Below are 14,486 nucleotides of genomic sequence, written 5' to 3' on the forward strand. Positions count from 1 at the left end.
CCCGTGGAAAAGCGCCGCCCAACCTATGACCTGGACGCCTTCAAGGCCGCTTTCGCGTCGCCGTCGCGATTGGCGGCGACCCGAACCGCCTTGGCCGACGCCCTGGCGCTCGGGTTTGATCGTTCAGGCATGATTGCCGTCATCCAAACCATGGAACGGCGGCATTTCTACAAATCAATGACGTCCCACGCGGACCACACGCTGTGGCAGGACGTCTACCATGTACCCGCGCAGGGCATGCTGCTCTACGTCAAGTTCTGCGCCGACGTGATCACGGAATTCCGCCTGCTGTCCTTCAAGGAGAAGTGACCGATGGCAAGCCAAAGCCCCAACCTGCCGGCCCCCAAGCTACCGGAAACAATGCGCTGCCCGGAAACCGGGCGGACGCTGCGCCGCGACGTGCGCCCCTTCACCGTCGCCTACAAGGGCTTCAGCAAGACCGTGGATTTGCCCGGATATTATCCCGAGGATGATGGCGAGAGCGTGCATGTCGGCGACGACATGGCCGTCACGGATGAGGCTCTGCGAACGCTGAAGGAGGAGGTCGACCGCATTCCGTCGCAGCACACGGTCCGCCGCATCCGCAAGAAGCTCGGCCTGTCGCAGCGGGAGGCGTCGCGCATCCTCGGCGGCGGCCCGAACGCGTTCGAGAAGTACGAACGCGGCGAGGTCGAGCCGAGCCGGGTGATGGGCAACCTGCTCTTCCTGCTCGATCGCCATCCGGAACTGCTGAACGACCTGCGCGGGCCATGCTGATCACCGCTTCCCCAACATCCGCAGTTCGAGGTTTCGTAGGTTGGGTGGAGCGCCAGCGCAACCCAACATCGTCCGCGGTGTCGCGCGTGTTGGGTTGCGGCTGGCGCCTCCACCCAACCTACGAAATTTTGCTGTGGATTACCGCTTCCCCGACGTCCGCGGGTCCAGCGCGTCCTGCAACCCGTCGCCCAGCAGGTTGACGGCGATCACCGTCAGGAAGATCAGCAGGCCCGGCCAGACGGCCAGCATCGGCGCGCTGCCGACCTGTTCCTGCGCGTTGGTCAGCATGTTGCCCCAGGAGGGCAGCGGCGGCTGGATGCCGAGGCCGAGGAAGCTCAGCACCGATTCCAGCAGGATGACGTTGCCGACGGTCAGCGTCGTCGCCACCACGGCCGGGGCGGCGACGTTCGGCAGGATGTGGGTCAGCATGATGCGGCGGCTGTCCGCCCCCATGGCGACGGCGGCCAGCACATAGTCGCGCCGCCGCGCCGACAGGGTCGCCCCGCGCACCAGCCGCGCCACCGTCGTCCAGCCGAACAGGGCGACCAGCACGACGATGCGGATCAGGCTGGCGTCCTCGCTGCCCGCGACCTCCGGCGGGATGCCCAGCCGCGTCAGGTCGATGGCGCCCAGCACGATCAGCAGGGGCAGCAGCGGCAGCGCGATCAGCCCGTCGGTGACGCGCATCAGCAGGTCGTCCAGCCGCCCGCCGTAGTAGCCGGCCAGCAGCCCGATGCCCGTGCCGATCACCGCGGAGGCCAGCGCCGCCGCCACGCCGACGAACAGCGACACCCGCCCGCCGTAGAGCAGCCGCACCAGCACGTCGCGCCCCAGCTCGTCGGTGCCCAGCGGGTGGTCGAAGGACGGCGGGCCGAAGCGGTCGAGCAGGCTGACCGCCGTGGGGTCGAGGCCGAGCTGCGCCTCGATCAGCGGGGCGGCCAGGGCGGCGCCGGCCAGGATCACCAGCAGCAGCGCGCTCGCCACGGCGAGACGGTGGCGGGCGAAGCGCCGCAGGAAGCGTGACATGGAGACCCGGGGCCTCACGACTCCCCGCCCTTGAAGGAGATGCGCGGATCGAGCGCCACGTAGGCGACGTCGGCCAGCAGGTTGCCGACCAGCGTGGTCAGCGTGGCGAACAGCAGCGCCACCAGCGCCACGTTCAGGTCGTTGCCCATGATGCTGTCGTAGATCAGCTTGCCCATGCCCGGCCAGGCGAACATCGTCTCCGTCACCAGCGCGCCGGAGAACAGCGCGCCGAACTCCAGCGCCACGACGGTGACGATGGGGATCAGCGCGTTGCGCAGCGCGTGGCGCCAGACCACCCGCTCCTCCCCCAGCCCCTTGGCGCGGGCGGTGCGGATGTAGTCCTGCCGCAGTTCCCCCAGCATCGCCGCGCGGACGTAGCGCGTGTAGCCGCCGATGCTGGCCAGCGTCAGCGAGGCCACCGGCAGCACGAGGTAGGGCAGCCGCTGCCACCAGCCCTCGCTTCCTACGGGGCCGAGGCCGGAGGCCGGCAGCCATTGCAGCTCCACCGCGAACAGCAGGATCAGCAGCAGCGCCAGCCAGAAGGCCGGGACGGAGATGCCGGCGAAGCAGAACAGGTTGATGGCGTTGTCCGCCCAACTGTAGGGCCGCCGCGCCGCATAGACGCCGAGCGGCAGCGCCACCGCCAGCGTCAGCGCCATGGACAGCCCGAGCAGCAGCAGCGTGTTGCCGAGCCTTGGGCCCAGTATGGACAGAACCGGCTGCGCATAGAGCCGCGAATAGCCGAAGTCGCCGGCCAGCGCCGCCGTCAACCAGTGCCAGTAGCGCTCCAGCAGCGGCCGGTCGAGCCCGTACAGCGCCTTCAGCCGCGCCGCATCGGCCGGCGTGGCGCGCGGGTTGCCGGCCAGCATCATGTCCACCGGATCGCCCGGCATCAGCGTCATCAGGACGGTGACCGCCAGGCTCATCAGCAGCAGGACGACCAGCGCCTGGAGCAGGCGGGAGGCGAGGAAGCGGGTCATGGGTGGGTTGGGGAAAAGTGCTTGGGTTGGGCCCCCACCCAACCCTCCCCCACTTCGCGGGGGAGGGCTTTCAGGGACGCGCGGCGGAGTTCCCTCCCCCGCCGAAGGTGGGGGAGGGTTAGGGTGGGGGCCCAGTGCGACAACCTACCTCTCACCCCCCTCACCCCTTCGGCTTCCACGTCTCGATCCACAGGGTGCTGGAGTCCAGATGCCCGGTCGGCACCACGTTGTCGAGCCATTGCGGCAGGATGTAGGGGTCGGCGCGGAAGAACAGCGGCAGGTTGGGCAGGTCCTGGGCGTAGATGGTCTGCAGCTTCGCCCACAGCGCGCGGTTGGCGTCCGGCTCGCAGACATGCTCCAGGTCTTCCAGGACCTTGTCCATCTCCGGGTTCTTGTAGCCCGTGTAGTTCTGGCCGGCCCAGTTGTTCGCCTCGCTCGGAATCATGCTGGAATGCAGGATGGTGCGCGGGATGTTCTCCGGCGCGCTGACCCAGGCGAACAGGGCCATCGACTTGAAGCGGCGCTTCTCCAGCGTGTCGCCGAACAGGACGCGCGGCGGCTCGTTGACGATGCGCACCTCGACGCCGGCCTGCCGCCATTGCGCCTGCAACACCTGCTGAAGCACCTCGCGGGAGCGGTTGCCGGCGGTGGTCATGATCTCCAGCGACAGCCGCTCCCCCTTGGCGTTGTGGCGCACGCCGGCGCGCCGCTCGGTCCAGCCGGCCTCGTCCAGCAGCTTCGCCGCCTCCTTCGGGTCGTAGGAATAGGTCGGGTAGCCCGGCACATGCACGCGGTCGAGCGGGCTGATCTCGTTGTCGGCGACCGGCTGCCGGCCCTCATAGAGCTGCTTGGAGATGGCCTGGCGGTCGATGGACAGCAGCAGCGCCTTGCGCACGCGCACGTCGGCCAGCGCCGGGTTGTCCAGGTTCAGCTCCACATGCTCGAAGAAGAGGCCGGGCTTGTAGATGATATTATAGCGGCTGCCGTGCCGCTTCTCGAAGGCCAGCACCTGGTCCAGCGGCAGGCCCGTCTCCCCCGGCACCATGTCGATCTGGCCGGCCAGCAGGTTGGCCTCCAGCGCCGAGGTGTTCTCGATGGCCCGCACCACCACGCGCTTGAAGGGCGGCTTCGGCCCCCACCAGGTCGGGTTCTGCTCCAGCACCACATGGCTGCCCGTTTCCACCTGCGCGATGCGGTAGGGGCCGAAATAGAGGCCGGGGTTGGTGGTGTCCGTCTCGTACTTGGACCGCGTGCGGTAGTTGGCCGGGTCGGCCTCGAACACCGGCCGTTCCAGATGGGCCGGCAGGATCTCGAAGTCGTTGATCTCGGCGTAGGTGCAGACCGCCTTGTCGCGGTGGATGGTGAAGGTGCGCTCGTCCTTCACGTCGATGGCGACGATGTCGCGGGCGAACAGATCGAAGTTGGCGTAGCCGCTCTGCGGGTGCTTGCCGACGGTCCAGGTGAACAGCACGTCGTCGGTGGTCACCGGCTTGCCGTCGCCCCAGGTGGCCTTGGGGTTGATGGTGTAGGTGACCTTGATGCCCTTCTTGCCGTCGGGGCGCGTCTCGTACTCCGCGGTGCCCTTCTCGATGGAGGGCAGCTCGGTGCAGAGCATGCAGGTCAGCCGCCAGTCGGCGTCGTAGGCGGTGAAGGGCCGCCGCACCATGGCGAGGATGTAGGCCTTGGCCGACATCGCCTCGACCGAGGGGTGCCAGTTGCTGGGGAACTGGGTCAGGCCGATGGTCAGCTCGTCCTTCGCCGCCTGCGCGGGCGGCGCCCCGAGCGTTCCCGTCAGCAGTCCCGCAAGCAGCAGCGCGGCCAGTCCGTTTCGCATCGCGGCCTTGTCTCCGTTCCCGTGGTCACGGTTACGAACTATGGGGACGGGCAACGCTCCGGTCCAGCGCGGAACGCCTTGACGCGACACACTTGACTGGAACGGGCTGCGGGTGTTTGTGCAAGGCACCATACGCAACCGCATGGAAGTGGGGAGCCCGAGAACGCCATGCCCGGCACCGTGACCCTGACGCGCGACGGCGCCGTCGCCACCCTGACGCTCAGCAACCCGGACAAGCTGAACGCCTTCGACAAGCCGATGTGGCACGCGATGATCCCGCTGCTGCGCCAGCTGGGCGCCGACGACTCGGTGCGCGCGGTGGTGCTGCGCGGGGCCGGCGGGCGGGCCTTCAGCCCCGGCGCCGACATCTCCGAATTCGAGACGGAGCGCAACAGCCCCGAACAGGGCGCCGCCTACGGCGTCCTGATGGACGAGGGGCTGACCCTGCTGCGCGAATTGCCGCACCCGACCCTGGCGGCGATCCAGGGGGCCTGCTGCGGCATCGGGCTGGCGGTGGCGCTGGCCTGCGACCTGCGGGTCTGCACGGAGAACAGCCGCTTCGGCGTGCCGGTCAGCCGGCTCGGCATCTCCATGGCCTTGCCGGAGCTGAAGCTGGTCCACGACATCGCCGGCGGCCCGGCGGCGCTGGAGATCCTGCTGGAAGGCCGGGTGTTCGGCGCGGCGGAGGCCAAGGACAAGCGCCTCGTCACCCGCATCGTGCCCGAGGACGCCTTCGAGGGCGAGATCGCCGCGACGGTGGAGCGCATCACGGGCGGCGCCCCGCTGGCCGCGCGCCTGCACAAGCAGTTCGTCCGCCGCCTGTCCGACCCCGCCCCGCTGACCGAGGCGGAGATGGCCGAATGCTACGACTGCTTCGGCACAGAGGACTTCCGCGAGGGGTATCGGGCGTTTTTGGAGAAGCGCAAGCCGGTGTTCCGGGGGCGGTGAGCGGGGTAGCGGCGAATGCCCCCTCCCTAACCCTCCCCCGCTTCGCGGGAGAGGGGACTGCCGCTGCCCCTCCCTCCACCGCAAAGCGGGGGAGGGTGCCCGCGGGAGCGGGTGGGAGGGGGCCCAACGCCCGAACATCCCCACGCATGCCAGGGATCCCGCGATAGCGATGGTCGCGCGGCCGGAAAAGTCCAGTTTTGGACGATTGACCAACCGCGCCACCTCCCCTTCCCGGTCCCTGCCCCCTCATGCCCCGCTCCACCCGCCTGACTCCCTTCATCATCGCCTGCGCCCTGTTCATGGAGAACCTGGACGCGACGGTGATCGCCACCGCCCTGCCCCAGATCGCCCATTCCATGGGCGAGTCGCCGCTGCGGCTCAGCCTCGCCATGACCTCCTACATGCTGGCGCTGGCCGTGTTCCTGCCCGTCAGCGGCTGGATGGCCGACCGGTTCGGGGCGCGCACGGTCTTCGCCTCGGCCATCGGGGTGTTCACGGTGGGGTCGGTGCTCTGCGGCTTCTCCAACGGCCTGTTCGAGCTGGTGGGCGCGCGGGTGCTTCAGGGGCTGGGCGGCGCCATGATGGTGCCGGTGGGGCGGCTGATCCTGCTGAAGACCGTGCCGAAGGACCAGCTGGTCGGCGCCATGGCGCAGATGACCATCCCGGCGCTGATCGGGCCGGCGGTAGGGCCGCTGGTCGGCGGTTTCATCGCGACCTACGCGTCCTGGCGCTGGATCTTCTTCATCAACGTGCCGATCAGCCTGGTCGGCATCGCGCTAGTCCTGACCCTGATTCCGAACGTGCGGGAGGAGGAGGTGGAGCCCTTCGACGGCGCCGGCTTCGCGCTCAGCGCCGTGTCGCTGGCCGCGCTGATGTTCGGGCTGGAGAATGTCGGGCGCACGGTGATGCCGCCGGCCGCCGTCGTGGGCGTGCTGGCGGTGGGGGTCGCGGCCGGCTGGCTGTACCTGCGCCACGCCCGCCGGGTGCCCAAGCCGGTGCTGGACCCCAGCCTGTTCCGGCTGCCCACCTACTGCGCGGCGGTGCTGGGCGGCACGCTGTTCCGCATCGGCATCGGCGCCGTGCCCTTCCTGATGCCGCTGATGCTCCAGGTCGGGTTCGGCCGCACTGCCTTCGAATCCGGCGCGCTGACCTTCGCCGGGGCGGTCGGCGCCCTGACCATGAAGACGCTGGCCAAGCCGATCCTGCGCATGGCCGGCTTCCGCCGGGTGCTGATGGGCAACGCGCTGCTGAGCGGCGCGATCCTGATGGGCTACGCGGCCTTCCGGCCGGACACGGCGCACTGGGTCATCCTGGGCGCGCTGCTGACCGGCGGCTTCTTCCGCTCGCTGCAATTCACCGGCCTGAACAGCCTCGCCTACGCCGAGGTGGCGAAGCCGTGGCTGAGCCGCGCCAACACGCTGTCCAGCGTGGTGCAGCAGGTGTCGCTGAGCCTGGGCGTCGCGGTGGGCGCCCTGGTGCTGCACCTGACGCAAGCCGTCTCCGGCGGCGCGGAGCTGGCGCCCGCCGACTTCGTCCCGGCCTTCCTGACGGTGGGCGGCATGGCCTGTCTGTCGGCCCTGTTCTTCGTGCGGCTGCCGCCCGACGCGGGCGCGGAGATCAGCGGCCACCGCGCGCGAGCGCGGGCGAAGGAGCCGCCGCAGGCCCTGGAAGCGGCGGATTGAATTCGGCGGATTGACGGGCTGCGCTGTTGTCCCCTGGTACGACTGAACCGCAGGGGACAACCGCCATGACCGAGAAGGACGCCGACAAGCCCGCCTTCGCCAACGACACCGACGGCCTCCAGGCGCCGTCCATCGAAACGACGCCCAGCACCATCCCGCAGACCCCGCTGCCCGGACGCGCGCCGTCGCGGCCGGAAGCCGGTGCCAAAAGCGAAGTCGGAGAGGAGAAAAGCCCCACCGGCCGTCCCAGCACGGATCGTCGGCCTTGACGGGGCTCTCCCGGAGTCGGGCGCCTGTCCGCGCCGGACTCCGCCTGATGCCGGGGAACTTCAGGGGCGGCCGCACCACCCCACAGTTGCGCCCACCGGAGTTTCAAACAAATCGCCTAAAATTTATGTGCTGATTTGTCCTCCCGCCCGAAAATTCTTGCCAAGCTTTGCTCTTTTTCGTGCCGAGCCCCTGTCGTCGGGCGTGCGTTGGCCGCGCGTTACCGGTATAAACATGCATGGCGGCCATGCGCCGCCATTATAGAATGAACGGGAGGCTTCCCGCCGTGGCGCGGGGGCGAGACAAGGCATGATGGACTGGGACAAGCTTCGGGTCTTCCACGCCGTGGCCGAGGCTGGAAGTTTCACGCACGCCGGCGAAACGCTGAACCTCAGCCAGTCGGCGGTGAGCCGCCAGATCAGCGCGCTGGAGGAAAGCCTTGGGGTGCCGCTGTTTCACCGGCACGCCCGCGGCCTGATCCTGACGGAGCAGGGGGAGCTGCTGCACCGCACGGCGCGCGACGTGTTCGCGAAGCTGTCGATGACCGAGGCGATGCTGACCGAAAGCCGGGAGCATCCGAAGGGCCCGCTGCGCGTCACCACCACGGTGGCCTTCGGCTCGACCTGGCTGACGCCGCGCGTCAACGAGTTCCTGTCGATCTACCCGGACATCCAGCTGACGCTGCTGATCGACGACAACGAGCTGGACCTGGCCATGCGCGAGGCGGACATCGCCATCCGCATGAACACGCCGCGCCAGCCCGACCTGATCCAGCGCCACCTGATGTCGGTGCATTTCCACCTCTACGCCCACCAGAGCTACCTGAAGAAGCGCGGCGCGCCGAAGGTGGCCGCGGACCTGGACGGGCACGACATCATCGCCTACCCGCCGGACGTGCGGGCGCCGATCGCCAACGTGAACTGGATCATGGAGGTGGGAGACCCCGCCCCCAACGCCCGCCGCCCGATTCTGCAGGTCAACAGCAACTACGCCATCTACCGCGCGGTGGAGAGTGGTCTGGGCATCGCCGCCCTGCCCGACTACCTGGTGAGCGACAGCAAGGACCTGACCCGCGTGCTGCCGGACATCGACGGCCCGAAGGTCGACGCCTACTTCGTGTACGCCGAGGAACTGCGCCATTCCAAGCGCATCGCCGTGTTCCGCGACTTCCTGGTCAAGAAGGTCGCCGAGTCCGCTTTTTGATCGGACCGTCTGCCCACAAAGGCAGCGTGCAATAGCGCTGCCGCGCCGGGTGGTGATGCCCTTATCCTTTGGCATCACCACCATCGTTGTGAGATTTCCTTTTACAAAATCAACGACTTGGAAGCCATGCGGATATCGCATGGCCGATTTTGCGATTCGGGGGTGGAATCATTTGGGCAGAATGGTCAATTCTTGAGCGTTGGATGTTGCGCCGCAGCATCCGGCGTTTCGTCCCGGAAGCTCGCTTCCGGGGTTGGGTCTTCGGACCCAGCGTCTCCCAGACGTGAAGCCTCCCTGTTCAACTCGCCGGCAACCCAACGGGTTCGCCGGCGGTTTTTTTATGGGGATGGCGCCGGGGGCTCAGGGGGAACAGCGCGCGCCTACTCGGCCGCCGCTGGCGGGCGTCCATTGCGCCGTGGATGGAAGTGGGCGGTGAAAAAAAGCGGGTCGCGGTCCATGGCCCGGCAGGCGATTGCGACGCCTCGTGGCACGCGGGTGGCGCCCGACTTGTAGTTCATCCAGGTGTTCACGGCGACGTCGAGAAGGTCTGCGGCCTCCTGGTTGGAAATCCGATGGCGGTCCTGCCACGCCGCGATCTCGGCCGCGCCGAACGGAGCCTGCTGCTCGGCCAGAAGTTCCAGGTGCAGGGTGTCGATGGACAGATCCTCGTTGCCCGCCCACTGGACGGACGCGCCGAACTCGCCCACTTCCGGCTGGCGGAACATCGCGTCGTCGCGCAGTTCCGCAACATCATGCAACCCGATCCAGCCTGACAGGTCCACCCGCGCCGACGTGCCGTCGGTCCACCGAATGCGCAGGACATGACCGGGTTCGGCGGCCACGGTGGCAATCCGCAAAATGGGTCGCGGATCGGAGCCGTGGGCCATTTCGTCGCTCATGCTGCCTCCGTCACATCGGGTAAAGCGGGTTGACCCGATTCCATTCGGTGACCAGCAACGCGCGGCTTTTCGATGACCCAGGCCTGGACCTGCTCCCACATGGCTTTGGTCATCGCGCCTCGTAGGATCACCATCGGGTCCTTTGAGGCAAGCAAACGCAAGAGGCGGAGGACGCCGCCCGTCCTCCGCCCCCTGCTCACACGCCAGCCCTGACGGCCCGGCCGGCCCTCAGTGGCTCATCAGCACCGGGACGGTCATGTGCTCCAGCATGAAGCGGGTCATGCCGCCCAGCACCTGCTCCCGCAGGCGGGATCGCCCGTAGGCGCCCATCACCACGAGGTCGCAGGACTCGTCGGACACGGTGTTCAGCAGCGTGTCGCCGGGGTCGACCTGGTCGGTGGAGACGCGCGTCGCCTCGACCCGGCAGCCGTGCCGGGACAGGTTGCGGGCGATGTCTGCCCCCGGCTCGTCCCCGATCCCGGTGGCGCCGGGCTTCGGGTTGACCGCCAGGAGCACCACCCGCTTGGCCGCGGCGAGCAGCGGCAGGGCGTCGGCGACCGCGCGCGCCGCCTCGCGGCTGCCGTTCCAGCCGACCAGCACGCGCTCGCCCACCCGGTAGAAGCTGCCGACGTAGGGCACCACCAGCAGGGGACGCCCGCATTCGAACACCAGATCCTGCGGCAGCACGACCGGACGGTCGCGGTCGCGCCGGGGGTCGACCTGCCCGACGACCACGAGGTCGGCGTAGCGCCCGTGCAGCGCCGCCGCGTCGGTCGGGTTGCCGTGCGCCAGCCGCCATTCGGACCGGTCGGTCAGGCCGTGCCGGCGCATCGCGGCGTCGAACAGCGCCTCGGCCTTGGCCGCCAGTTCCTGCGCGTAGCGGCGCTGGTTGTCGCGCACCTCCTCCGGCAGCTCGGACTCGATGTAGCCGGGAAGGACGATCGGGGTGACGGCGTACAGGCCGGTGACATGCCCGTCGTTGCGGGCGGCAAGCTGGGCGGCAACGTCGATTCGCGCCGCCGAGGCCGCGCTGTCGTCGACCACAACCAGCAGATCTTTGAACGCCATGGCGATTCTCCCTGATGGCCGCGCGGGGCAAGGCCGGGAATGCCGGGCATTCGAGTGCGCCGCCACTCGCGCGTTGGTCGAAATTATAGCTCCGCCCCAGCCCATCGGCGATGATCAGAATGGAGAACGCAGGCATGACGTCTCTGCGCTTCGCCGGCCCCGGCTTCGGCCGGCGGCAACCGAATGCACGTATACGAATCAACCCGTTGGCCGCCACCCGCCGATTGCACCGCAGCGCGCAACGAAAACACTCCTGAACTTATCATCCGGTCAACCTGGGTTTGCAGGAATACTGGGGTATGAGAACCCTCCGGCTCAGGCCCGAACAATAGAGCGTCGGAGCAAATTGCCATTTCCGGTGGCTTTGGTTTTGACGCGCGGGCGATGTTTCGCGTAATTGTTGGATATTGATTTTCCAACGGTGCCCCGACCTCTCTCGCCCATGAAGCCGGATCCTCAAATCGTCGCGCTGGCCGCAGCCCTGTCCGGCACCGAAGGCGGCGCTCCGGCGCTGGACACGCTGCGCCAGGTCCTCGACATCCTGCCGGTGATGGTCGCCCTGATGGACCGGGAGCGACGGCACGTCTACGCCAACCGCGCGTATCTGGAACGGATGGGGCGCACGGCGGACGACATCCTCGGCCTGACCGTCGGCGACCTCCTGGGCCCCGACACGCTGCGCGGCACCCAGGACACGGCCGAGCGCGCGCTGAAGGGCGAGGTGGTGCAGGCGGAGGGCTGGCTGCCCCGCGCCGGCGGCGGGAACGACTATGTGGTGCGCATGCATGTGCCGCACCGCGGCCCGGACGGCGCGGTCGCCGGCTATTTCGTCATCATGCAGAACATGACGGACCGCCGGCGCACGCAGGACGACCTGTTCCGGCTGGCCTACTACGACCCGGTGACCGGGCTGGCGAACCGGCTGCTGCTGGTCAAGCACATGGGCGACTTCCACACGATGGGGGAGCCCTTCACGGTCGTCATCGTCGATTTCGACCGGTTCGTGGACATCCGCACCAGCCTGGGCCAGGGCTTCGCCAACGAGATCCTGAGCGACGTGGCGACGCGGCTCAGCAACCAGGCCGGCGCGGTCGACCTGATCGCCCGCATCAGCGACCACGCCTTCGCCCTGCTGATCGGCGGGCTGTGCGACCCCGCCGCCATCGAGCCGCGGCTGGAGGTCATCGCCGCGCTGGTGCGGTCGGCGCGGTCCAGCTCCGGCGCCTCGGTCTTCCTGTCGGCGAGCATCGGCGTGGCCTGCGCCAGCGCCGCGCACGAGCGCGCGGAGGACGTGCTGCGCGACGCGGAGATCGCCACCGGCCGCGCCCGCGAGCAGGGCGGCGGCCGCCATTCCTGGTTCGACCCGGCGATGCACGCGCGGGTGGTGGAGCAGGTGCGGCTGGAGCACGACCTGCGCCGCGCGCTGGAGCGCGGCGAGGAGCTGTGGGTCGCCTACCAGCCGATCGTGGAGATGGTGACCGGCGGCCTGGCCGGCTTCGAGGCGCTGGTCCGCTGGAACCATCCGGAACGCGGCAACATCCCCCCCGGCGTCTTCATCCCGATCGCCGAGAGCACCGGCCTGATCGTCACGCTGGGCGCCTGGGTGCTGCGCGAGGCCTGCCGGCAGATCGCCGACTGGCAGGAGAAGCGGCTTCCCGGCTCCGCCGCCCTGTTCATGAGCGTCAACCTGTCCACCCGCCAGCTGAACGACCCGGACGTGGTGCCGCTGGTCCGCGACGTGCTGCGGGAGACGGGGGCCGAGCCCTCCTGGATCAAGCTGGAGATCACCGAGAGCGCGGTGATGGAGAAGGCCGACCAGGCCATCCAGCTGCTGCAGAGCCTGCGCGGCCTGGGCATCAAGATGTCCATCGACGATTTCGGCACCGGCTATTCGTCGCTGTCCTACCTGCACAAGCTGCCGATCGACAGCCTGAAGGTGGACCGCTCCTTCGTCATGGCCATGCACCAGTCGGAGGAGAACCGCGCCATCGTCCGCATCATCATGGACCTGGCGCGCCTGCTCGGCTTCGACGTCATCGCCGAGGGCATCGAGACCAGCGCCGACGCCAACCTGCTGCGGGCGCTCGCCTGCGACTACGGCCAGGGCTACCACTTCGCCCGGCCCCTGCCCGCCGCCGACGCGGAAGCCCTGGTCGGCGCGGAGCATCTGCCCTGGCAGGAGCCGCGGTAAGGCCCCACCCCCTTTTTCCAATTTCCGGCCACGCGCCACCCTGCCGTGCGACGCGCGGCGGGGATGACCGCGTTGTGAGTTTGCCCGAAGGGGGTTTGTCGGAAAGCCGTTCCCTGCGTATGATCGGCGGTGCCGTTTAACATTTCGAACACCGGCAGCAAAAACACCGGCGGCGAACACAGGGAAAGAGACACACCATGACCGGAACTTCGGCCACCGACGCCCCAACGTCCAGCGGCGCGGCGGGCAACTCCGCGGCGAGCCGCGACAAGGCGTACTTCCTGCACCCCTACACCAACCTGCACCTGCACGAGACCCAGGGTCCGCTGATCGTGGAGCGCGGCGACGGCGTGCGCGTCTACGATGACGGCGGCAAGGAATACATCGAGGGGCTGGCCAGCCTCTGGTGCGTGTCGCTGGGCTGGGGCGAGGAACGGCTGGTCGAGGCGGCGACGCGGCAGATGCGGAAGCTGCCCACCTACCACGTCTTCGGGCACAAGAGCCACGAGCCGGGCATCGACCTGGCGGAACGGCTGATCAAGCTGGCCCCGGTGCCGATGTCCAAGGTGTTCTTCGCCAACTCCGGGTCGGAGGCGAACGACACGGTCATCAAGCTGATCTGGTACTACAACAACGCGCTCGGCCGGCCGGAGAAGAAGAAGATCCTGTCGCGCGTGAAGGCCTACCACGGCGTCACCGTGGCGACGGCCAGCCTGACCGGGCTGCCGAACAACCACCGCGACTTCGACCTGCCGATCGCGCGCATCCTGCACGCCGACTGCCCGCACCACTACCATTTCGCCGAGCCGGGCGAGACGGAGGAGGACTTCGCCACCCGCCTGGCCGAGAGCCTGGAGGCGCAGATCCTGGCGGAGGGGCCGGACACCATCGCCGCCATGTTCGCCGAGCCGGTCATGGGGGCTGGCGGCGTGATCGTGCCGCCGGCCACCTATTTCCCGAAGATCCAGGCGGTGTTGAAGAAATACGACATCCTGCTGGTCGCCGACGAGGTGATCTGCGGCTTCGGCCGCACCGGCAATTTCTGGGGCAGCCAGACCATGGGCATGCAGCCGGACATCCTGTCCTGCGCCAAGCAGCTGTCGTCCGGCTACCTGCCGATCTCCGCGGTCATGGTCAGCGAAAAGATCTACCAGGCCTGCGTGGACGAGAGCAAAAAGATCGGCACCTTCGGTCACGGCTACACCTACTCCGCCCACCCCGTGGCGGCTGCGGTGGCCATCGAGACGCTGAAGATCTACGAGGAGCGGGACACGGTCGGCCATGTCCGCGCGGTCGCCCCGCTGTTCCAGCGCCGGCTGAAGGCGCTGGCCGACCACCCGCTGGTCGGCGAGGCGCGCGGCGTCGGGCTGATCGGCGCCATCGAGCTGGTGGCCGACAAGGCGACCAAGGCGCCCTTCGAGCCGGTGGGCCGCGCCGGCGCCACGCTCAACGCGCTGGCGCAGGAGAACGGCCTGATCCTGCGCGCCATGGGCGACAGCGTGGCACTCTGCCCGCCGCTGGTCATCGGGGAGGAGGACATCAACACGATGTTCGACCGCCTGGCCGCGGCGCTCGACGCGGCGGTGCCGGTCCTGCGCGGGTAAGCGGTCCGGGAACGTCCCCAAAGGCCGC

The 14,486-nt window shown here is 68.7% G+C and carries 13 protein-coding genes; 8 read left to right on the forward strand and 5 right to left on the reverse strand.

Annotation, left to right across the window (positions count from 1 at the left end; all coding sequences use genetic code 11):
* The first annotated feature begins 3 nt into the window (after positions 1-3).
* A complete protein-coding gene (locus J2851_RS14005) occupies positions 4-309 on the forward strand; it encodes a type II toxin-antitoxin system MqsR family toxin (protein ID WP_209766907.1) in 306 nt (101 codons plus the stop codon).
* 3 nt (positions 310-312) lie between these two features.
* On the forward strand, positions 313-756 hold the full coding sequence (locus tag J2851_RS14010) for a type II toxin-antitoxin system MqsA family antitoxin (protein WP_209766908.1): 444 nt from the start codon (positions 313-315) through the stop codon (positions 754-756).
* A gap of 138 nt (positions 757-894) precedes the next feature.
* On the opposite strand, the gene J2851_RS14015 is transcribed toward J2851_RS14010, so the two are convergent.
* From J2851_RS14015 to J2851_RS14025, 3 genes are all read right to left on the reverse strand, one after another.
* Positions 895-1,782, reverse strand: a complete 888-nt coding sequence (locus J2851_RS14015) for an ABC transporter permease (protein ID WP_209766909.1) — start codon at positions 1,780-1,782, stop codon at positions 895-897.
* A 14-nt stretch (positions 1,783-1,796) separates the two neighbouring features.
* Positions 1,797-2,762, reverse strand: a complete 966-nt coding sequence (locus J2851_RS14020) for an ABC transporter permease (RefSeq protein ID WP_209766910.1) — start codon at positions 2,760-2,762, stop codon at positions 1,797-1,799.
* Between the two features lie 160 nt (positions 2,763-2,922).
* Positions 2,923-4,596 (reverse strand): peptide ABC transporter substrate-binding protein, encoded by a 1,674-nt coding sequence (locus J2851_RS14025; RefSeq protein ID WP_209766911.1) that lies wholly within the window; start codon positions 4,594-4,596, stop codon positions 2,923-2,925.
* Between the two features lie 168 nt (positions 4,597-4,764).
* Here J2851_RS14025 and J2851_RS14030 point away from each other — a divergent pair, with 168 nt between their 5' ends.
* The 4 genes from J2851_RS14030 to J2851_RS14045 all read left to right on the forward strand — a co-directional run bounded on the left by J2851_RS14030 (position 4,765) and on the right by J2851_RS14045 (position 8,696).
* The gene (locus tag J2851_RS14030; RefSeq protein WP_209766912.1) at positions 4,765-5,544 is read left to right on the forward strand and encodes an enoyl-CoA hydratase-related protein; all 780 of its coding nucleotides are present in this window, start codon (positions 4,765-4,767) and stop codon (positions 5,542-5,544) included.
* Positions 5,545-5,792: 248 nt separating this feature from the next.
* Positions 5,793-7,226, forward strand: a complete 1,434-nt coding sequence (locus J2851_RS14035; protein WP_209766913.1) for an MFS transporter — start codon at positions 5,793-5,795, stop codon at positions 7,224-7,226.
* Positions 7,227-7,291: 65 nt separating this feature from the next.
* Positions 7,292-7,495, forward strand: a complete 204-nt coding sequence (locus tag J2851_RS14040) for a hypothetical protein (protein WP_209766914.1) — start codon at positions 7,292-7,294, stop codon at positions 7,493-7,495.
* A 310-nt stretch (positions 7,496-7,805) separates the two neighbouring features.
* A complete protein-coding gene (locus J2851_RS14045) occupies positions 7,806-8,696 on the forward strand; it encodes a LysR family transcriptional regulator (RefSeq protein ID WP_209767059.1) in 891 nt (296 codons plus the stop codon).
* Positions 8,697-9,076: 380 nt separating this feature from the next.
* Here J2851_RS14045 and J2851_RS14050 read toward each other — a convergent pair whose 3' ends face one another.
* A complete protein-coding gene (locus J2851_RS14050; RefSeq protein ID WP_246500648.1) occupies positions 9,077-9,595 on the reverse strand; it encodes a DUF2442 domain-containing protein in 519 nt (172 codons plus the stop codon).
* A gap of 228 nt (positions 9,596-9,823) precedes the next feature.
* Positions 9,824-10,663, reverse strand: a complete 840-nt coding sequence (locus J2851_RS14055) for a universal stress protein (protein WP_209766915.1) — start codon at positions 10,661-10,663, stop codon at positions 9,824-9,826.
* Between the two features lie 442 nt (positions 10,664-11,105).
* Here J2851_RS14055 and J2851_RS14060 point away from each other — a divergent pair, with 442 nt between their 5' ends.
* Positions 11,106-12,854, forward strand: a complete 1,749-nt coding sequence (locus J2851_RS14060) for a putative bifunctional diguanylate cyclase/phosphodiesterase (RefSeq protein WP_209766916.1) — start codon at positions 11,106-11,108, stop codon at positions 12,852-12,854.
* Between the two features lie 197 nt (positions 12,855-13,051).
* On the forward strand, positions 13,052-14,458 hold the full coding sequence (locus J2851_RS14065) for an aspartate aminotransferase family protein (RefSeq protein WP_209766917.1): 1,407 nt from the start codon (positions 13,052-13,054) through the stop codon (positions 14,456-14,458).
* The last annotated feature ends 28 nt before the right edge of the window (positions 14,459-14,486 follow it).

Source organism: Azospirillum rugosum (assembly GCF_017876155.1).
GTDB lineage: Bacteria > Pseudomonadota > Alphaproteobacteria > Azospirillales > Azospirillaceae > Azospirillum > Azospirillum rugosum.

What these genes read in the sequence shown, in the direction of transcription:
- J2851_RS14010 (WP_209766908.1), top strand. Translation starts at nt 313, where the DNA reads ATGGCAAGCCAAAGCCCCAACCTGCCGGCCCCCAAGCTACCGGAAACA.
- J2851_RS14015 (WP_209766909.1), bottom strand. Translation starts at nt 1,782, where the DNA reads ATGTCACGCTTCCTGCGGCGCTTCGCCCGCCACCGTCTCGCCGTGGCG.
- J2851_RS14020 (WP_209766910.1), bottom strand. Translation starts at nt 2,762, where the DNA reads ATGACCCGCTTCCTCGCCTCCCGCCTGCTCCAGGCGCTGGTCGTCCTG.
- J2851_RS14025 (WP_209766911.1), bottom strand. Translation starts at nt 4,596, where the DNA reads ATGCGAAACGGACTGGCCGCGCTGCTGCTTGCGGGACTGCTGACGGGA.
- J2851_RS14030 (WP_209766912.1), top strand. Translation starts at nt 4,765, where the DNA reads ATGCCCGGCACCGTGACCCTGACGCGCGACGGCGCCGTCGCCACCCTG.
- J2851_RS14035 (WP_209766913.1), top strand. Translation starts at nt 5,793, where the DNA reads ATGCCCCGCTCCACCCGCCTGACTCCCTTCATCATCGCCTGCGCCCTG.
- J2851_RS14040 (WP_209766914.1), top strand. Translation starts at nt 7,292, where the DNA reads ATGACCGAGAAGGACGCCGACAAGCCCGCCTTCGCCAACGACACCGAC.
- J2851_RS14045 (WP_209767059.1), top strand. Translation starts at nt 7,806, where the DNA reads ATGGACTGGGACAAGCTTCGGGTCTTCCACGCCGTGGCCGAGGCTGGA.
- J2851_RS14050 (WP_246500648.1), bottom strand. Translation starts at nt 9,595, where the DNA reads ATGAGCGACGAAATGGCCCACGGCTCCGATCCGCGACCCATTTTGCGG.
- J2851_RS14055 (WP_209766915.1), bottom strand. Translation starts at nt 10,663, where the DNA reads ATGGCGTTCAAAGATCTGCTGGTTGTGGTCGACGACAGCGCGGCCTCG.
- J2851_RS14060 (WP_209766916.1), top strand. Translation starts at nt 11,106, where the DNA reads ATGAAGCCGGATCCTCAAATCGTCGCGCTGGCCGCAGCCCTGTCCGGC.
- J2851_RS14065 (WP_209766917.1), top strand. Translation starts at nt 13,052, where the DNA reads ATGACCGGAACTTCGGCCACCGACGCCCCAACGTCCAGCGGCGCGGCG.